Source organism: Sphingomonas sp. PP-CE-1G-424 (assembly GCF_004341085.1).
In the GTDB taxonomy this organism is placed as follows: domain Bacteria; phylum Pseudomonadota; class Alphaproteobacteria; order Sphingomonadales; family Sphingomonadaceae; genus Sphingomonas.
The window spans coordinates 1,041,134-1,057,995 of the sequence record NZ_SLXW01000002.1 but is presented as its reverse complement, the minus strand read 5'-3'; the positions used below and the strand labels follow the sequence as shown (position 1 = coordinate 1,057,995).

Below are 16,862 nucleotides of genomic sequence, written 5' to 3'. Positions count from 1 at the left end.
AAGAGCGGCGCATGTCCGACGAGATCATCTCCTACGAGCCGGCCACCGGCGCGATTCTCTGGCGTCAACCGATCGGCGACGTCGATGCCGAAGTCGCCTGCGCGCGCGCCGGCTGGTCGAGCTGGGCGTCGAAGCCGCTGGCCTTCCGGATCGAGACGATGCGGCGCTTTGCCAACATCGTCCGGCAGCGCAACGACGCCTTCACCGACCTGATCTCCCGCGAAACCGGCAAGCCGATCTGGGAAGCGCGCGGCGAGGTCGAGACGGTGATCGCCAAGGTCGACATCTCGGTCAGCGCCTATGCCGACCGTACCGCGCAGCGTCGTCTGGAAGCGACGATGGGGTCGCGGATCGCCGTCCGCCACAAGCCGCATGGCGTGCTGGCCGTGCTCGGGCCGTACAACTTCCCCGCGCATCTGCCCAACGGCCACATCGTCCCCGCGCTGATCGCTGGCAACGCGGTCGTCTTCAAACCGTCGGAAAAAACCCCCGCGGTCGGCGCGTTCCTCGTCGAATGCTTCCGCGCCGCGGGCGTGCCGCCCGAGTGCATCCGCCTCGTGATCGGCGGCCCGAACGAAGGCAAGGCGCTCGCCGCGCATCCGGATATCGACGGACTGTTGTTCACTGGCTCGGCGCGCACCGGCCTGGCGCTCAACCGCGCGTTCGCCGACAAACCCGAAAAGATCCTCGCGCTCGAGATGGGCGGCAACAACCCGATCGTCGTGTGGGACACGCCCGACCTGCACACCGCAGCGATCCTGATCATCCAGTCGGCCTTCACCACCGCCGGGCAGCGCTGCACCGCGGCGCGCCGGCTGATCGTCGACACCAAGCTCTACGACCCGCTGATCGCCACCGTCGACAAGATGGTCGGGCGGATCATCGTCGGCGAACCGCACGCCAACCCCGCCCCGTTCATGGGCCCGGTGATCGACAACGAGGCCGCCGAGCAGCTGACCGAGAGCTTCCTCGAACTGCTCACGCGCGGTGGCCGCGCGATCCGCCATCTCGAACGTCCGGTCGCGGACCTGCCGTTCCTGAAACCCGCGCTGATCGACGTCACCGACATCCCCGACCGCCCCGATATCGAGCTGTTCGGCCCAATCCTGCAGGTCGTCCGCGTCGACGATTTCGACGCCGCGATCGCCGAGGCGAACAACACGCGCTACGGCCTGTCCGCCTCGCTGATCAGCCAGACACCAGCGCTGTACGACCGGTTCTGGGCGAACATCCGCGCCGGCATCGTCAACTGGAACAAGCCGACCAATGGCGCCTCGTCGAGCGCGCCGTTCGGCGGCATCGGCTGGTCGGGCAACCACCGCCCGAGCGCCTATTACGCCGCCGATTACTGCGCCTACCCGGTCGTCAGCAGCGAATCCGAGAGCGCGCGTGCGTCGATCGGCATCGGCCTCGCCGACGGCTGACTGCGTTTCGGCGCGTTCGAAAGCAATCCTACCTCCCGCCAAAGCATCATTCGGTTGCGGTGCAGCGGGTTGCCGTCCATCTCATATCCTATGCCAAGCCTCCTAGATCCCACCGCCCGCGGGCGCGTCATCCTCGTCGGGGCGGGACCGGGCGATCCCGGCCTCCTCACCGTCCGCGCGGTCGAGGCGCTGAAGACCGCCGACGTCGTCGTCCATGACGGGCTGATCGACCCACGCGTGCTCGACATCGCGCCGCCGGAAGCGCAGCGCATTTCGGTCGCCAAACAGCGCGCGCGCCATACGCTGCCGCAGGAGGCGATCAACGCGCTGATCATCGCGCATGTGAAGACCGGTGCGATCGTCATCCGCCTGAAGGGTGGCGATCCGTTCGTGTTCGGCCGTGGCGGGGAGGAAGTCGAGGCGGTCCGCGCCGCGGGCCTGCCCGTCGAGGTAATCCCCGGCGTCTCGGCCGCGCTTGGTTGCGCCGCCGAAGCGATGTTGCCGCTCACCCATCGCGATCACTCGAGTGCGGTCAGCTTCGTCGCGGGCCAGTGCAAGGGGCTGAGCGAGCAGAACTGGGCGGGGCTGGCTGGTCAGGGCCGGACGCTGGTGATCTACATGGGCATCGCGAGCGCGACCGACATCGCCGACAAGCTGATGACCGATGGCGTCGCCCCCGACATGCCCGTCGCGGTGCTCGAACGCGGCACGCTCGAGGGTTCGCGGGCGATCCGGACGTTGCTTGCCGATCTCGGCGCGATGGTGACCCGCGAGGCGGTGAAAAGCCCCGCGATCATCGTCGTCGGCGAGGTCGTCGAGCTGTCGGACGCCGAAGACAAACTCGCCCGCTGGGCCCGCGTAGCAGAGGACGCCGCCGCATGAAGCTGTTGACCGGAAACGACCTCCCCACCGGCGACGTCGTCTGGTGGACCGGCAACGGCTGGTCGCGCCACATCGAGGACGCGGTCGATGTCGGCGTGGCTGGCGAAGCTATCCTCCAGGCGGAGGAAGGCGCCCGCCGCGTCAACGTGCCCTATCTGATCGAGGCGACACTGACCGACGAAGGCCCCCGCCCAGCCCACATCAAGGATCGCATCCGCGCGCTAGGCCCGACGATGCGGCCCGACCTAACTCTCAAACCCGCCGATCCGAACGCGGGCAGTTGGGTCATATGATTCACGCGAAGCCTGTCCTGAGCGAAGCCGAGAGGGCGCAAAGGCGCGACGAGTTTGAGAAGGACGAGTTTGAGAAGAAGGTGTTTCGCGCAGAGGCGCAGAGGCGCGGAGATGGTGCGCTTGCTGCGCAGCGGCTTTCACGCTCGCCAGCCGAGAAAGATTTGATGGCCGCTTACGCGGAAACTGTCCCCAAACACTTCTCCTCCGCGTCTCTGCGCCTCTGCGCGAAACACCTTATTCTCTTCGCGCCATCGCGCCTTCGCGTGAACCAATCCTTCTCCGGGACCTCGCATGTATAAATACGACGAATACGACCAGGCGATCGTCGACCAGCGCGTCGATGAGTTCCGCGATCAGGTCCGCCGCCGCCTATCGGGCGAGCTCACCGAAGACCAGTTCAAACCGCTCCGGCTGATGAACGGGCTGTACCTCCAGCTGCACGCGTACATGCTGCGCGTCGCGGTGCCGTATGGGACGCTCGACGGCCGCCAGATGCGGATGCTCGGGCATATCGCGCGGAAGTATGATCGCGGCTACGGCCACTTCACCACGCGGCAGAATATCCAGTTCAACTGGATCCAGCTCGACCAGACCCCGGACATCCTCCAGGAACTGGCGACGGTCGAGATGCATGCCATCCAGACCAGCGGCAACTGCATCCGCAACATCAGCTCCGACCAGTTCGCCGGCGCCGCTGCGGACGAGGTCGCCGACCCGCGCCCCTGGGCCGAGCTGATCCGGCAGTGGTCGACGTTCCACCCGGAATTCACGTACCTGCCGCGCAAATTCAAGATCTGCGTGATCGCGGCGGACGAGGATCGCGCGGCGATGCGGCTGCACGACATCGGCATTGGGCTGCACATCCGCGACGGCGAACTCGGCGCGAAGATTTTCGTCGGCGGCGGCATGGGCCGCACGCCGATGATCAGCCACGAAATCCGCGACTTCGTCCCCGCCGACGACCTGATGAGCTATCTCGAGGCGTGCCTGCGCGTCTACAATCGCTACGGCCGGCGCGACAACATCTACAAGGCGCGGATCAAGATCTTGCTCCACGAGATCGGCCCCGACGAATATCGCCGCCAGGTCGAGGAGGAGTTCGCCGCGGTGAAGGGCCTCGGTCTAGATCCGCCGCGCGCGGAACTGGAGCGCATCACGAGCCACTTCGGCGCGCCGGAGTTCGACACGAACCCCTCGACCGATATCGACCGTAGCGATCCCGACTTCGCGGTCTGGCTCGACCAGAACGTGAAGGCGCACAAGCAGCCGGGCTATGCGATCGTCAACATCAGCCTGAAGCCGATCGGCGGCATCCCCGGCGACGCGTCGGCGGACCAGATCGACGTGATGGCCGATCTCGGCACGCGCTACAGCTTCGACGAACTGCGCGTCACGCATGCGCAGAATATCGTCCTGCCGCATGTCCGGATTGCCGACCTGCATGCGGTGTGGTCGGCGCTGAACGAGGCGGGTCTCGCCGAGGCCAATCTCGACCTGATCAGCGACATCATCGCCTGCCCCGGTCTCGATTACTGCAGCCTCGCCAATGCGCGCTCGATCCCGCTCGCGCAGAAGATAGCGACTCGCTTCGGCAGTCTCGATCGGCAGCGCGACTTGGGTGAGTTGAAGCTGAAGATCAGCGGCTGCATCAACGCGTGCGGGCATCATCACGCGGGCCACATCGGCATTCTCGGCGTCGACAAGAAGGGCACCGAGAATTACCAGCTCTCGCTCGGCGGCTCTGGCGCGGAGGACGTGAGCCTCGCGAAAATCACCGGGCCCGGCTTCTCGGAGGACGGCGTGGTCGACGCGATCGAGCGTGTCACCGACCGCTATCTGCAGGTCCGCGATCCCGGCGAACGCTTCCTCGACACCTACCGCCGCGTCGGCTTCGAGACGTTCAAGGAGGCGATCTATGGTTGAGTATCCGGACCAGACATTGCTCCGCTTCCGCGACGACGAGCCGCATGACGAGCCCGCGGTGACGCTCGATTCGTTCATCGGCCAGAGCAATGCCGCGGCGGTGCGCCTGGAGGCGGGCGACGACGCGCGCGCGCTGTTGCCGCAGATCGACCAGCTCGCGCTGATCGAGGTGAGCTTCCCCGGCTACCGCGACGGGCGTGGCTATTCGTCCGCGCGGATCCTGCGCGAGGCGGGGTATACCGGCGAACTGCGCGCGCAGGGCGACGTGTTGGTCGATCAGATTCCGCTGATGCGGCGCTGCGGGTTCGACAGCTTCGCACCGCAGGCGCCGATCGATATCGACGTGCTACGCGCGAGCCTGGAGCGCTACGACACGCCGTACCAGAAGGCGGCCGATGGCGCGGTGCCGGTGTGGAAGCTGCGCCATGGGTGAGCCCGCGCGCCAACTCGACATGATCGACGTCACGCCGGCGTTCACGCGCGCCGATGCGATGGCGATGCAGGAGCGGTTCGAGGGCGTCTCCGCACAGGAGATGCTGTTCGAGCTGCTGGTCGGCGAGTTGCGCGGGCGGATCGCGGCGGTGTCGTCGTTTGGCGCGGAGTCGGCGGTGCTGCTGCACATGGTCGCGCAGGTCGATGTCGATGTGCCGGTGGTGTTCACGAATACGCAGAAGATGTTCGGCGAGACCTTGGCGTACCGTGACGAGCTGGCGGAGAAACTGGGGTTCACCGACCTGCGCGTGTTCCGGCCCGATCCGCGGTTGCTCGCGATCAAGGACAAGACGGGCTTGCGCTGGTCCTACGATCCGGATGGGTGCTGCGATCTGCGGAAAGTCGAGCCGTTGCGGCGGGCGCTCGCCCCGTTCGATGCGTGGATTTCGGGGCGGAAGGGGTTTCAGTCGGGGACTCGTACCGCCTTGCCGCGGTTCGAGGAGGACGAGGGGCGGTTGAAGATCAACCCGCTGGCGGATTGGGACAAGGCTAAGCTCGACGCGTATTTTGCGGAGCATGAATTGCCGCGGCATCCGTTGGAGGCTCAGGGGTATCTTTCGATCGGGTGTGCGCCGTGCACGACCAAAGTCGCCCCCGGCGAAGACCCCCGGGCAGGCCGGTGGCGCAGTTTCGACAAGGTCGAATGCGGCATCCACGCGCCTACCGATTACGACCCGATGATCTGACCACTTTCCCTCGCCCCTTCGGGGAGAGGGAGGGAGGAGCCACTTGGCGACGGAAGGGAGAGGGGCGTTGGGATCCAGGTCCCTAGCCTCACTCCCCTCTCCCTTCCCACGGCAAGGGCCGCGGGCCCCTTCCCTCTCCCCGAAGGGGCGAGGGAGAAGCGGATCAATACTCTGCCAAATCCGAGAACTTGGTGATGGTCGGATCGAACTTCATCCGGACCTTCCCCGTCGCACCGTGTCGCTGTTTCGCGATGATCAGTTCCGCCAAACCATACACCCGCTCCATCTCCGCCGCCCACGACGCGTGGTCCTCGAAGATCTTCGAGCTATCCCCTTCCGCCGGCCGCTTGGGCTCCTTCGACGCGACGTAATAATCCTCGCGGTAGACGAACCAGACCATGTCGGCGTCCTGCTCGATCGACCCCGACTCGCGCAAATCCGACAGCATCGGCGTCTTGTCCTCGCGCGATTCCACCGCACGCGACAGCTGCGACAGCGCGAGCACTGGCACGTTGAGGTCCTTCGCCAAGGTCTTCAGGCCGCGCGAGATCTCGGAGATTTCCTGGACGCGGTTGCCGTCCTTGCTCTTGCCCGAGCCCGACAGCAGCTGAAGGTAGTCGACCACCACCAGCCCAATCTCGTTGTTATGCCGGCGCTGCAACCGGCGGACGCGCGTATGCAGCGCGCCGATCGAGAGGCCGCCGGTGTCGTCGATGAACAGCGGCAGATTCTCCAGCTCGGCAGCGGCAGCAGCGAGCTGCGCGAACTCGGTACGGCTGATCTTACCCATGCGGAGCGATTCAGACGAGATCTGCGACTGCTCGGCGAGAATACGCGTCGCAAGCTGATCCGCAGACATCTCCAGCGAGAAGAACGCGACCTTCGCGCCGACCGAATCCTTCGGCGCGATCCCGTCGGCCATGTCGCGCATCCAGCGCCGCGCGGCGTTGAACGCGATGTTGGTGGCGAGCGATGTCTTGCCCATGCCCGGACGGCCGGCAAGGATCATCAGATCGCTGTGATGCATGCCGCCGATCTTGGCGTTGATCGAATCGATGCCGGTGGTGACGCCCGACAGGTTGCCGCCCGAGTTCAGCGCGCGCTCGGCCATCTTGACCGCCGCGGTCGTCGCCTGCGCGAACGACTTCACCGTGTTCTCGGAGCCGCCATCCGCCGCGACCTTGAACAGCTCCTCTTCGGCCAGTTCGATCTGCGCGCGCGGATTGACCTCCTCGGAGGTGTCCATCGCGCGATCGACCAGCGTGCGGCCGACCGACACGAGCGCACGCAACATCGCGAGGTCGTAGATCTGCTGCGCGAACTGGCGCGCGCCGATCAGGCCCGCACCGCTGCCCGTCAGCCCAGCCAGATACGCCGGCCCGCCCAACTCGCGCATACCCTCGTCCGCATCGAACATCGGCCGCAGCGTCACCGGCGTCACCAGCATGTCATTGCCACGCAGCGTCTTGATCGCCGCAAAGATACGCCCGTGCACAGGTTCGAAGAAATGCCCCGGTTCGAGCTTGTCGACGAGATCGTCCGCGAGCCGGTTGTCGATCATCATCGCGCCGAGCATCGCGGCCTCGGCCTCGACGTTGCGGGGAAGCTGCTGCGGCTCGGCCACGGCGGGGACGGGGAATGCGAGAGTTGCCATCCCCTGCACCTACGCGATGGACGCGTGCGCGTCCAAGCGACGTGCGGTGGAATGATGGGGATAAGTCGTTCGTTCTTCTCTTCTCTGCTTCCCCCCTCCCTGGAAGGGAGGGGTCGGGGGTGGGTCGGTCTCCGGATCGTCGAACGGTTGCGGCCAGAGCTGGCCTACCCACCCCCTGCCCCTCTCTTCCAGGGAGGGGAGTCCGTTGTGCTCTTGGCTTCCGCACGCTCAGACCAAGTGACAGGCGATACGACCCCCGCTATCGAACCGTGATGCCCGACCCGCGGATCATCGACGTGCAACTCGACGAGACCAGTCTCGGCTGGCGCTCGCCCGACGTCGAGCAGGAGCGGCGGATCGCGATCTTCGACCTGATCGAGGGCAATCACTTCGCTCCGCAGCGCGCCTATGCCGACGGCTATGCGGGGCCGTACAAGATCAAGCTCCAGTCGGAGGAAGGACGCCTCGGCATCCATATCCACCGCGAAGACGACACGCATCTCGAGACTTTGGTGCTCGCGCTCGGGCGCTTCCGCCGCCCGATCCGCGATTACTTCGCGATCTGCGACAGTTATTACCAGGCGATCCGGCAATCCTCCCCCGCCCAGATCGAGACAGTCGACATGGCGCGCCGGGGCGTCCACAACGAAGCTGCCGAGCTGCTGAAAGAGCGTCTCGACGGCAAGATCGAGGTCGATTTCGACACTGCGCGACGGCTGTTCACGCTGATCTGCGTCCTCCACATCCGCAACTAGAAGACCCATGGCTCACGCACTTTTGAAATTCGCGGCCGCGCTCGCCGCGACCGGCTTCGTCGGTATCTGCGGCTGGACCGCGGCGACCGGCTGGCACCCCGACGTCAAGAAATACCCGTTGCAGGGCATCGACCTTGCCGAGAACCCCGGCTCGGTCGAATGGGGCACGGTGCGCGCGAGCGGTGCCGACTTCGCCTACATCGTCGCGACGTCGGGTACCGACCGCCGCGATCCGACGTTCGAGGCGAACTGGGCCGCGCTGCCCGACGCGGGCCTGCGACGCGGTGCGGTTCATGTCTATTCGTTGTGCCAACGCGCGGACGAGCAGGCGAACGCGTTCAACACCTTCGTGCCGCGGACGTCGGACGCGTTGCCGACCGCGGTCGACATCGCGTTCCACGACGACTGCACGGCACGGCCGGATCGCGCGACGCTGATCGCCGATATCGCGCAGTTCGTGACAATGGTCGAAACGCATACTCGCCAGCCGGTCATGCTACGGATCAGCAAGGCGGTGGACTCGCAATACACGCTGTCGGACGCCGTGCCGCGGCCGCTATGGGCGGTAGAGAATATCTTCAAGCCCGACTACACCGCGCGACCGTGGCGAATGTGGCGGGCAAGCGATTTCCGCCGCATCGACGGAATCGAGGGACCGGTGAACTGGGACGTGGTGGCATCATGAACGAACAAGCAACGCAACTCGTCGCCGCGGCACGTGACGCCTCGCGCAATGCGCACGCGCCCTATTCGCGGTTCGCGGTGGGGGCTGCGGTGCTGCTCGACGACGGGACGGTGATCACCGGCGCAAACTTCGAGAACGCCAGCTACGGCTTGTCGCTGTGCGCGGAGACGGTCGCGATCGCTACCGCCAGCGCCGCAGGCCGGCTCCGCGATATCGTCGCGATCGGCGTGATCGGGGGCGCGATGGATGCCGAGGGCCGTGCCACTGGCTCCTCCCCCGTCAGCCCCTGTGGGCGCTGCCGTCAGGTCATCAACGAGGCCGCGCAGATGGGCGGCCGCGACCTGCCGGTGTACTGCGGCGCGGCGGAAGGCGACGCGATCCGCACCTATACCGTCTCGGAACTGCTGCCCGACGCGTTCGGGCCAGCGGATCTCGGGATCGGCTGACCGATCAGCGTCGCGTGATTGGGCCGGCCAGTGCGCAGCGGCGGATCGCGTGATGCTCGACACGACGGAGCAGTTCGTCGAGGTCCTCCCGACCGACGTCGAGCGTCTCTCCCAGGTCGATCAGCGCAAGATCGAGATCTTCAGCGGTCAGCATCGTCGCCTCGGGCTCGTGCGCGCGGTCGCTGGTCGGCACCGGCTGGTGCGGATAGCGCTGCCCGGTGATCCGATGAAACGCCATACCCAATCCGACCAACGCGACCGAGTTGACGGCGATCGGCACCAGCGCGAACCCGAACCCCGCGTCCCACACCGCCGGCCCGCCGAGCACCGCTGTCAGCGCCACCGCGCCCGCCGGCGGATGCAACGACCGCGTCAGCGACATTGCGAGGATCGCGCCGCCCACCGCGAGTCCGGCTGCAAGGACCGGGATCGGCACGAGCTTCAGGGCCGCGACACCGACCAGCGCCGAGATCACGTTGCCGCCGATCACCGACCAGGGTTGCGAGAGCGGGCTGGCGGGCACCACGAAGACCAGCACCGCCGCCGCGCCCATCGGCGCGACCAGCAGCAGCAACGATCCATGCGGGTGGATGATCGTCGCGCTGATGACGCTCGTCAGCGCTATGCCGAGGCACGCACCCAGGCATGCCAACAGCCGACTGCGTAAAGTGACACCGGCGAGTATCGGAACGAACGCGCGCATCTTGACCCCTGCGATTGATCCGCGTGCGTAGGGCCTCGCGGACGGCAAGTCATCCGCGCGACGCGACTCCGTGCGCGTTTGCGGTCGTTCGTGATGTCGCGAGCGTGCCCCCTTGCCGTGACGCCGCATCCGGGCGAAAGCGCATCCCGAAGAGGAGCTACCATGTCCGTGATGTCCGACCGCTGGATCCGCGAGCGCGCGCTCGGCGACGCGATGATCGAACCGTTCCACGAGGCGCAGCGCCGCGATGGCTGCATCTCGTACGGACTGTCGTCCTATGGCTATGACGCGCGCGTTGCCGACGAGTTCAAGATCTTCACCAACGTCGACAGCGCGATCGTCGACCCGAAGGACTTCGCGGCCAACAGCTTCGTCGACCGCAAGACCGACGTGTGCATTATCCCGCCCAACAGCTTCGCACTCGCCCGGACGGTCGAGTATTTTCGCGTGCCGCGCGACGTGCTGGTGATCTGCCTCGGCAAGTCGACCTATGCGCGGTGCGGGATCATCGTCAACGTGACCCCGCTCGAGCCCGAATGGGAGGGGCATGTGACGCTCGAATTCTCGAACACCACGCCGCTACCGGCCAAGATCTACGCCAACGAAGGCGCGTGCCAGTTCCTGTTCCTCAAGGGGAACGAGCCTTGCGAAGTCAGCTATGCCGACCGCGCGGGCAAATACATGCGCCAGCGCGGTGTGACGTTGCCGCGGCTCTAGGGCTAAGGGCAAACCGAGTGGGGCCTGCGGAGGGTTTGGGACCCGATCTACCTTCGCTCCAGGTCTGCGGATTGCCCGCTTCCGCCGCAGATTGGTTGCCCGCGGCACGCTATCGCTAGGGGATAGCGGTTGACCTGTAGCTCCCCGCACCCTCCCGGCGAAGGTCGGGGTCGAAATGGCAAGAAACGACCCTCACCTAGCGGTCGGCAAGATCGGACACGGATCGTCCCAGCTCTAGGGATGCCGTCCAATCGCGGACGATCCCCCCGCCAGGCTACACGTTCGAGCACCCTCGTGCTCGGCTGCTCCTTGCTCGCTCAATACCCTCTCAACTGCCGCCCAACTTGTTTCCCCACGAAGGCGGGGACCCAGACTGGGCTCCCGCCTTCGCGGGAGAACAGGAAGGGCGCGCACCTTTAACCAGCGTGGTCCCCGCCATCGGGGCCGCGCTGGAAACATTCGCGCTCGCGCACCAACGGCCTCCACTCACGGCCGCAAGGTCCCGCTCAGCGAGTCGCGATCTGCTGGGTTTGGCGGGCAAGCGCCCGGCTCGCGAGATCGTGCGACGACGCCACTGCGCCCGACGGCAGGTCCATCGCGACCGCCGGCCGTTCCAGCACCGCCGCATACAGCGCGCGGGCTTCCGAGTCGCGACCGGTCCGGTGATACACCGACGCCAGATTGATCATCAGCTCGGGACGCTGCGGGAAGATCTTCCGCTCGGCGACGATGCGCTGTTCCGCCGTCGAGAGGTCGCCCGCCGCGATCGCCGTATAGCCGGTACGATCCACGGTTGCGGACGATCCCGCCAGCGCCGGCGTTGCCGTGCCAAGGATTGCGAGAGCGAACAGGACTGTCTTGCGCATCATCCATCTCCACTGACCTCCGCCGATCCGAAGGTTTCATTTTTGTGACAACGGTGTGTCACTTTGAAGACGGTCATACAAGTACATCGATCAACTTCTCGTGAGGCCCCTGCGCCCGCCCGTCCGGTGGCAAACAACAAAAAAAGGGCGGTCCCGGAGGACCGCCCTTTGGACGTTCGATGCTGTACGCTGACTTAGAAGTCGTTGCGGTACTGCTCGTTGCCGATGAAACCGAGCTTCGTGATCGCGGACCGCTTGATCACCGCAAGCGTGCGATCGACCACTTCATACTTCGCCTGCGGATCAGGCTGGAAGTGAAGTTCGGGCTCCGGCGTCATGCCAGCGCTCTGATCCAGATACTGGCGCAGCGTGACTTCATCGACCGGCGCACCGTTCCACGCCACGACACCCGCCGGATCGATCGAGATCTTGTTCTTCTCGGGATTGACCGGGTTCTGCGGCTGGTTCGGGCTGTTGACCGGAAGGTCGACCTTGACCGCATGCGTCTGGATCGGGATCGTGATGATGAACATGATGAGGAGAACGAGCAGGACGTCGATCAACGGCGTCATGTTCATTTCCATCATCGGCGCGCCGTCTTCTTTGCCGCCGCTCATTGCCATTTTATACTACTCCTAAATACGTCCGAGCCACCGTCAGCGGTTGGCATCAGCGTTCCGCATCAACGTTCGGTGGTGACGCCGGGAGGCGGTTCGGAGATGAAGCCGACACGGGCGAACCCGGCCTGCTGCATCGTGTAGATCGTGGCGCCGATGCAGCGATACGGTGCGTTCACGTCGCCGCGGATATGCGCCTCGGGCAATTCGAGGCCAGCGGCATTGGCACCGCCCTGACGCGCGATCTCCGCCTTCAGCTTATCGACGCCCCGCTGCAGCAACTCTTCGTGAGTCACCGGGGAAAGACCCCAATAGACCTGGCACTGTCCGTTGGCCGACGTCACCGAGAGCGAGACGTTCTCGGGCTTGGTCATCGTCGGATCGAAGCGAACATCCGGCAGCTTCAGCTGCACCGCCTGGACCGCGACCGTGGTCGTCACCAGGAAGATGATCAGGAGCACGAGCATGACGTCGACCAGCGGCGTCGTATTGATGTCCGATATCGAACTCTCGGTGGAATCGCCACCAACACTCATCGCCATGTGCGAACTATCCTATCCATTTGATCGCCACCGGAACTGCCGGCGGCAATGAAGCGGAGCCGCTGCGGACAGCAGCCCCGCCTTTTGCGCATCTTGATTAGCGCGGTACGCCACCGGTCTGGCCGGCAGTCGTGGTCGTCGTGGCAGGCTTCGTGACCGGCTTAGCAGGACCGGCGATCGCCGGGCGAACCGCACCGTTCGACGCCAGGAAGCCGAGCACGTCGTTCGAGAAGGCCGACAGGTCCTCTGCGATCGACTTGTTGCGGCGCTGCAGCCAGTTGTACGACAGAACGGCAGGAACCGCGACGACCAGACCGAGGGCGGTCATGATCAGTGCTTCACCGACCGGCCCTGCGACCTTGTCGATCGATGCCTGACCCGATGCGCCGATCTTAACCAGTGCGCGGTAGATGCCGATAACGGTACCGAACAGACCGATGAACGGCGAAACCGAACCGACCGTTGCGAGGAAGGCGAGACCGCCACCCAGCTTCGAGTTGATCGCGGCTTCCGAACGCGCCAGCGAGCCGTGCAGCCAGTCATGCGCCTCGACCGGATCGGTCAGCTTCGAATGCTGCTCCTGAGCGGCCAGACCGTCGTCGACGATCTGCTTGTAGGCCGAGTTCTTCTCGAGCTTGGCCGAACCCTCGCGGAGGCTGTTGGACGACCAGAAAGCCTGACGGACGCGCTTGCCCTGGCCGATGATCTTCTGCTGCTCGAACAGCTTCGAGAACAGGATGTAGAACGACACGACCGACATCAGCACGAGGATGCCGAACACGGTCTGCGAAATCAGGCCGCCCTCGCGGAGTGCGGCTTGCAGGCCGTACGGGTTGGCGTCGGCTGCGGCGGGCGCTGCCGCTGCAAGAATGGTGGTGATCATGTTCGGTTAGTCCTCTGACTATAGTCTATGTCTGAAACGAAAGGTGCAGCGTAAACTGACCAGAGTATCAGGCCCAAATCATCAGGCCCGATAATCCCTGGCCCAAATCACTGAGGCGGGATCTTCCACGTCACGCGACGCGAAGAGCTCGACCGGATCGGATTGCCCGCCGTGTCCACTGCCGGCGAATACCGACCACGCCGTGTGATCGCGGCGCAAGCGGCCCGATCCAGCGCGGACGATCCGCTCGACGATGTGACGCGGCAGTTCTCGACGCGACCCTGGGTGTTGATGTCCCAGGCGATCCCGACGGTGCCTTCTTCCTCGGCACGCAGCGAACTCGGCGGATAATCGTCCGTCGAAACCCACTGCGCAGGATCACCCTTCGCACCGGCCGCCTTGCTGACCACCGGAGCGGGCGGCGCTGGCGCCACCGCCGGCGACGGCGGAGCCGGCGGAGCCGTCGGCTGGAACTTCGGGATGATGCTCGACGTCGTCAGCGCGGGCGCTGGCTGCGGCGTTACAACGACCGGCGGCGGCGTCACGACCGTAGTCGGTGGCGGCGGCAGGTTGGGCTGGTCAGGCGGCGGCGGCGGGGGCTCGTCGGGCGGAGGCGGCGGCGGTGGCGGCTCCACGTCGAACGTCGTCATCTTTTCTTGGGCCTTTTTCACGTACTGATACGCGAGGCCCGTGACGAAAGCGTAGCCCAAGGCCGCATGAATCAGCGCGACGATCACGATCGCGACGATTTTGCCTCCGGACATCTTCTGGTCAGTATAGGCCATTCAGAAACGACACTCCCTTAATCTGCCTGCTCCGTACGCACGTGTTCGCACCAAGTGCGCGACGCATACGTCTGCCGTTGGCCGGAATAACCACGGGGCAGTACCCGAGTCCTATCGCCACGTTCCGCGACACGCAAACGCTTTGTCGGACGCAACAAACGTACAACCTCGGGATGGCAGAATTATTTCTGTATCGTTCAGCTCCGATGGCGTAGCGCAAAGCGATGAAAATCTCCTTTCACGTTACGGCTTGCGTCAGCATCATCGCTTTGGCGGCGGGACCGATTTCTGCGTCCCAGACCGCCGTTTCCCCCGGTTATCCGACAAATGCGCCGTCATCCGGCCCGTCGTCCGCGGCATCGTCCTTCCAATATTCGGACCTTGCCGATCTCGTCCTGTCGGCGCCCGTGATCGCCGATGCGACCGTCCGATCGACCGCCCGGATCAAGCCGTCGGAGGCACCTGGTCTCACTTCGGGACAGGTTAGACTTTATGTCGAGGTCGATGTCGGGACGCTGATCCGGGGCGCAAACGGCCTGCCGCCCCGAATCGGCTACCTGCTCGACGTCGGCCCCGACACGCGCGGCCGCATCCCCAAATTCAAGAAGGCGCGGGTGTTGCTGTTCGCACGGCCGGTCGCCGGCTCGGTCAACCAGGTGCAGCTCGTCGCGCCGGATGCGCAGATCGACTGGACACCCGCCGCGCAGGCCACCGTCCGCCAGATCGCGGAAGCGGCCCTGGCGACCGATGCGCCGCCGGTCATCACCGGTGTCGGCAACGCCTTCCATGTGGCCGGCGCGCTGCCCGGCGAGGGCGAAACGCAGATCTTCCTGACAACGGCCGATCAACGCCCCGTGTCGCTCTCGATCCTCCGTCGCCCCGGCGAGCAGCCGCGCTGGGCGGTGGCGCTGAGCGAGATCGTCGACGAATCGGCCGCACCGCCCAAGCCCGACACATTGCTGTGGTATCGCCTGACGTGCGCACTGCCGTCGACGCTGCCGGACCACAGCACCAAGTCGCTCGAAGCCGCCGACGCAGTCGTCGCGCGCGAGGACTATGCCTTCGTGCTGAAGGCGCTCGGCCCCTGCGGTCGAACGCGCAAACTCTAGCCGAGCGCAGGCGGGCGAACGTCTATGATCTGACCGGTGGTCGATCGAGCGTGGTCGAGGAAGTCCGCGGCGGCATCGACATCGGCGTCGCGCGCGCCCTCCTCGGCGAATACCGCGTTGACCCGGCAGCCCGGTGCGCGCTCGATCGCCAGCGGTGGAATCGCAGCGCGTGCCAATGCCGTCCACAGCGCGTTCGCGGGCGGTCGCACGATGACGACGATCGACTCGGCCTCGGCACTCCGGATCAGCGAGACGATGTCGCCGTCCGATTCGAGTATCAGCCGCACCATTCGGCTCCGCGGATCAGCGGCGATGGCGGACGAGAGTCGCGCCGATCGCTTCGTCCGCCTCGGCGATCGCCAGTTTCACGATCTTCACCTGCACGCGCAGCACGCGCGCATCCTGCAGGAACAGCGTCTCGCAGATGTGATCCGCGACGCCTTCGATCAGCGTGAAATGCACACCGGGCGGCAGCGCGGTGGTCGCCGCGTTCTTCAGGTCGAGGTAATTCTTCGACGCCGACAGCGGCGTATCCGGCGCGAAGCGCTTCGGGCAGACCATGTCGACGGTCAGCGAGATCCGCAGCGGCTGCGGCAGGTGCGTCTCCTCCGAATAGATGCCGGTCAGGACCTGCACTTCGAGATCGTGGACTTCGAGTTGAAGACTGTCTTCCATCGCCGCGCCTCTAGCAGACGCACGCCGAGATGAAAGTCGGCTGTTCGACGGGGCGATGCGATGCCGATCCCCTACGCGCGTCTCACCCCCGGTTATTCTTGCGTTCAGCCTCGCCAAGGCTAAAGCGCGCTGCCCTCGCCGTTCATGCTCGGACGCCTTCGGGGCAGGAGATGCCGGTGATTACGCTCGTCCCCCTCGACACGATCAATCCGACCGCGGTCGAGATGCTGCTCGATGCCGCGTTTGGCCCGGACCGGTTCACCCGAACCGCCTACAAGATCCGGGGTCCCGGCAGGCCAATCGCCGCGCTGAGCTTCGCAGCAGTCGAGGACGGCGCGCTGGTCGGCTCGATCCAGTGCTGGCCGATCGCGCTGATCGGCGACGACCGCGAGAGCCCGCTGGTGATGGTCGGTCCGGTCGCCGTCGCCCCGACCCGGCAGGGCGACGGCATCGGCCGCGGCCTCGTCGCGCAGGTCCTCGATGCCGCCGCAGCGAACGGCCTCGGCGAGGCGCTCATGCTGATCGGCGATCCCGACTATTACGGCCGGTTCTTCGGCTTCACCGCAGACCGCACCGCCCGCTGGAACGCGCCCGGCCCTGTCGAGCGCCACCGCCTGCTCGCACGCGGCGAAGCGGTCCCGGACGGCACCGGAATGCTGGGTCCGCGCATGCCAGTCACCGCATCCGCATAAGCCGCCGCTTTACCTAGCCCCCCCGCCCGCCTA

21 protein-coding genes are annotated in these 16,862 nt (G+C 65.7%); 12 read left to right on the top strand and 9 right to left on the bottom strand.

Annotated features, from left to right (window positions below; translation table 11 throughout):
* The first annotated feature begins 11 nt into the window (after window positions 1-11).
* The 6 genes from astD (at window position 12) to C8J43_RS10040 (ending at window position 5,700) form a co-directional block, all read left to right on the top strand.
* Complete coding sequence (gene astD, locus C8J43_RS10065; RefSeq protein ID WP_133030721.1) at window positions 12-1,424, top strand: succinylglutamate-semialdehyde dehydrogenase; 1,413 nt, start codon at window positions 12-14, stop codon at window positions 1,422-1,424.
* A 90-nt stretch (window positions 1,425-1,514) separates the two neighbouring features.
* Window positions 1,515-2,306 (top strand): uroporphyrinogen-III C-methyltransferase, encoded by a 792-nt coding sequence (gene cobA / locus C8J43_RS10060; RefSeq protein ID WP_133030720.1) that lies wholly within the window; start codon window positions 1,515-1,517, stop codon window positions 2,304-2,306.
* A complete protein-coding gene (locus C8J43_RS10055) occupies window positions 2,303-2,599 on the top strand; it encodes a DUF2849 domain-containing protein (protein ID WP_133030719.1) in 297 nt (98 codons plus the stop codon). The genes cobA and C8J43_RS10055 overlap by 4 nt, the downstream gene beginning before the upstream one ends.
* Before the next feature lie 291 nt (window positions 2,600-2,890).
* Entirely contained in the window at window positions 2,891-4,522 is a 1,632-nt protein-coding gene (locus tag C8J43_RS10050; protein ID WP_133030718.1) for a nitrite/sulfite reductase, read from the top strand.
* Window positions 4,515-4,955 carry a DUF934 domain-containing protein gene (locus tag C8J43_RS10045; protein ID WP_056050673.1) on the top strand — a complete coding sequence of 147 codons (441 nt, stop codon included), beginning with the start codon at window positions 4,515-4,517 and terminating at the stop codon, window positions 4,953-4,955. The genes C8J43_RS10050 and C8J43_RS10045 overlap by 8 nt, the downstream gene beginning before the upstream one ends.
* Window positions 4,948-5,700 carry a phosphoadenylyl-sulfate reductase gene (locus tag C8J43_RS10040; RefSeq protein ID WP_060527031.1) on the top strand — a complete coding sequence of 251 codons (753 nt, stop codon included), beginning with the start codon at window positions 4,948-4,950 and terminating at the stop codon, window positions 5,698-5,700. The genes C8J43_RS10045 and C8J43_RS10040 overlap by 8 nt, the downstream gene beginning before the upstream one ends.
* A 163-nt stretch (window positions 5,701-5,863) precedes the next feature.
* Here C8J43_RS10040 and C8J43_RS10035 read toward each other — a convergent pair whose 3' ends face one another.
* Entirely contained in the window at window positions 5,864-7,354 is a 1,491-nt protein-coding gene (locus C8J43_RS10035) for a replicative DNA helicase (protein WP_056063049.1), read from the bottom strand.
* 272 nt (window positions 7,355-7,626) lie between these two features.
* Between C8J43_RS10035 and C8J43_RS10030 the strand changes: the two genes are divergently transcribed.
* Genes C8J43_RS10030 through cdd form a run of 3 tightly spaced genes read left to right on the top strand, consistent with a single transcriptional unit; the run spans window position 7,627 to window position 9,240 of the window.
* Window positions 7,627-8,109: a UPF0262 family protein gene (locus tag C8J43_RS10030; RefSeq protein ID WP_133030717.1), complete on the top strand. Its 483-nt coding sequence runs from the start codon at window positions 7,627-7,629 to the stop codon at window positions 8,107-8,109.
* A 7-nt stretch (window positions 8,110-8,116) separates the two neighbouring features.
* Window positions 8,117-8,794, top strand: a complete 678-nt coding sequence (locus C8J43_RS10025) for a GH25 family lysozyme (RefSeq protein ID WP_133030716.1) — start codon at window positions 8,117-8,119, stop codon at window positions 8,792-8,794.
* Window positions 8,791-9,240, top strand: coding sequence for a cytidine deaminase (cdd, locus tag C8J43_RS10020; RefSeq protein ID WP_133030715.1), 450 nt, complete (start codon window positions 8,791-8,793; stop codon window positions 9,238-9,240). Before C8J43_RS10025 ends, cdd begins: the two co-directional genes overlap by 4 nt.
* A 4-nt stretch (window positions 9,241-9,244) precedes the next feature.
* Here the strand turns inward: cdd and C8J43_RS10015 are convergent, their stop codons facing one another.
* Window positions 9,245-9,943 carry an HPP family protein gene (locus C8J43_RS10015; RefSeq protein ID WP_133030714.1) on the bottom strand — a complete coding sequence of 233 codons (699 nt, stop codon included), beginning with the start codon at window positions 9,941-9,943 and terminating at the stop codon, window positions 9,245-9,247.
* Between the two features lie 162 nt (window positions 9,944-10,105).
* On the opposite strand from C8J43_RS10015, the gene dcd reads away from it, so the two are divergent.
* Window positions 10,106-10,660 (top strand): dCTP deaminase, encoded by a 555-nt coding sequence (gene dcd, locus C8J43_RS10010; protein WP_060527027.1) that lies wholly within the window; start codon window positions 10,106-10,108, stop codon window positions 10,658-10,660.
* Window positions 10,661-11,166: 506 nt separating this feature from the next.
* On the opposite strand, the gene C8J43_RS10005 is transcribed toward dcd, so the two are convergent.
* The 5 genes from C8J43_RS10005 to C8J43_RS09985 form a co-directional block, all read right to left on the bottom strand.
* Entirely contained in the window at window positions 11,167-11,526 is a 360-nt protein-coding gene (locus C8J43_RS10005; RefSeq protein ID WP_121886793.1) for a tetratricopeptide repeat protein, read from the bottom strand.
* A 194-nt stretch (window positions 11,527-11,720) separates the two neighbouring features.
* Window positions 11,721-12,149 (bottom strand): biopolymer transporter ExbD, encoded by a 429-nt coding sequence (locus C8J43_RS10000; protein ID WP_056050684.1) that lies wholly within the window; start codon window positions 12,147-12,149, stop codon window positions 11,721-11,723.
* Between the two features lie 59 nt (window positions 12,150-12,208).
* The gene (locus tag C8J43_RS09995) at window positions 12,209-12,685 is read right to left on the bottom strand and encodes a biopolymer transporter ExbD (RefSeq protein WP_056050686.1); all 477 of its coding nucleotides are present in this window, start codon (window positions 12,683-12,685) and stop codon (window positions 12,209-12,211) included.
* Between the two features lie 97 nt (window positions 12,686-12,782).
* Window positions 12,783-13,568 carry a MotA/TolQ/ExbB proton channel family protein gene (locus C8J43_RS09990; RefSeq protein WP_056050688.1) on the bottom strand — a complete coding sequence of 262 codons (786 nt, stop codon included), beginning with the start codon at window positions 13,566-13,568 and terminating at the stop codon, window positions 12,783-12,785.
* Between the two features lie 107 nt (window positions 13,569-13,675).
* Complete coding sequence (locus tag C8J43_RS09985) at window positions 13,676-14,353, bottom strand: energy transducer TonB (protein WP_056050690.1); 678 nt, start codon at window positions 14,351-14,353, stop codon at window positions 13,676-13,678.
* A 224-nt stretch (window positions 14,354-14,577) separates the two neighbouring features.
* Between C8J43_RS09985 and C8J43_RS09980 the strand changes: the two genes are divergently transcribed.
* Window positions 14,578-15,462, top strand: a complete 885-nt coding sequence (locus C8J43_RS09980) for a hypothetical protein (protein ID WP_165899587.1) — start codon at window positions 14,578-14,580, stop codon at window positions 15,460-15,462.
* Here C8J43_RS09980 and C8J43_RS09975 read toward each other — a convergent pair.
* Window positions 15,459-15,749 (bottom strand): Rossmann fold domain-containing protein, encoded by a 291-nt coding sequence (locus C8J43_RS09975; protein ID WP_165899586.1) that lies wholly within the window; start codon window positions 15,747-15,749, stop codon window positions 15,459-15,461. The two genes, C8J43_RS09980 and C8J43_RS09975, sit on opposite strands and share 4 nt — an antisense overlap.
* A gap of 16 nt (window positions 15,750-15,765) precedes the next feature.
* The gene (locus tag C8J43_RS09970; RefSeq protein WP_133030712.1) at window positions 15,766-16,137 is read right to left on the bottom strand and encodes a dihydroneopterin aldolase; all 372 of its coding nucleotides are present in this window, start codon (window positions 16,135-16,137) and stop codon (window positions 15,766-15,768) included.
* 176 nt (window positions 16,138-16,313) lie between these two features.
* Between C8J43_RS09970 and C8J43_RS09965 the strand changes: the two genes are divergently transcribed.
* Entirely contained in the window at window positions 16,314-16,829 is a 516-nt protein-coding gene (locus C8J43_RS09965) for an N-acetyltransferase (protein WP_133030711.1), read from the top strand.
* Window positions 16,830-16,862 lie beyond the last annotated feature (33 nt).

Coding starts and splice junctions, on each gene's coding strand:
- C8J43_RS10040 (WP_060527031.1), top strand. CDS start 4,948: ATGGGTGAGCCCGCGCGCCAACTCGACATGATCGACGTCACGCCGGCG.
- C8J43_RS09980 (WP_165899587.1), top strand. CDS start 14,578: ATGAAAATCTCCTTTCACGTTACGGCTTGCGTCAGCATCATCGCTTTG.
- C8J43_RS09995 (WP_056050686.1), bottom strand. CDS start 12,685: ATGGCGATGAGTGTTGGTGGCGATTCCACCGAGAGTTCGATATCGGAC.
- cdd (WP_133030715.1), top strand. CDS start 8,791: ATGAACGAACAAGCAACGCAACTCGTCGCCGCGGCACGTGACGCCTCG.
- dcd (WP_060527027.1), top strand. CDS start 10,106: ATGTCCGTGATGTCCGACCGCTGGATCCGCGAGCGCGCGCTCGGCGAC.
- C8J43_RS10055 (WP_133030719.1), top strand. CDS start 2,303: ATGAAGCTGTTGACCGGAAACGACCTCCCCACCGGCGACGTCGTCTGG.
- astD (WP_133030721.1), top strand. CDS start 12: ATGTCCGACGAGATCATCTCCTACGAGCCGGCCACCGGCGCGATTCTC.
- C8J43_RS10000 (WP_056050684.1), bottom strand. CDS start 12,149: ATGGCAATGAGCGGCGGCAAAGAAGACGGCGCGCCGATGATGGAAATG.
- C8J43_RS09970 (WP_133030712.1), bottom strand. CDS start 16,137: ATGGAAGACAGTCTTCAACTCGAAGTCCACGATCTCGAAGTGCAGGTC.
- C8J43_RS10050 (WP_133030718.1), top strand. CDS start 2,891: ATGTATAAATACGACGAATACGACCAGGCGATCGTCGACCAGCGCGTC.
- C8J43_RS10045 (WP_056050673.1), top strand. CDS start 4,515: ATGGTTGAGTATCCGGACCAGACATTGCTCCGCTTCCGCGACGACGAG.
- cobA (WP_133030720.1), top strand. CDS start 1,515: ATGCCAAGCCTCCTAGATCCCACCGCCCGCGGGCGCGTCATCCTCGTC.
- C8J43_RS10030 (WP_133030717.1), top strand. CDS start 7,627: ATGCCCGACCCGCGGATCATCGACGTGCAACTCGACGAGACCAGTCTC.
- C8J43_RS10025 (WP_133030716.1), top strand. CDS start 8,117: ATGGCTCACGCACTTTTGAAATTCGCGGCCGCGCTCGCCGCGACCGGC.
- C8J43_RS09985 (WP_056050690.1), bottom strand. CDS start 14,353: ATGGCCTATACTGACCAGAAGATGTCCGGAGGCAAAATCGTCGCGATC.
- C8J43_RS09990 (WP_056050688.1), bottom strand. CDS start 13,568: ATGATCACCACCATTCTTGCAGCGGCAGCGCCCGCCGCAGCCGACGCC.
- C8J43_RS10005 (WP_121886793.1), bottom strand. CDS start 11,526: ATGCGCAAGACAGTCCTGTTCGCTCTCGCAATCCTTGGCACGGCAACG.
- C8J43_RS10035 (WP_056063049.1), bottom strand. CDS start 7,354: ATGGCAACTCTCGCATTCCCCGTCCCCGCCGTGGCCGAGCCGCAGCAG.
- C8J43_RS10015 (WP_133030714.1), bottom strand. CDS start 9,943: ATGCGCGCGTTCGTTCCGATACTCGCCGGTGTCACTTTACGCAGTCGG.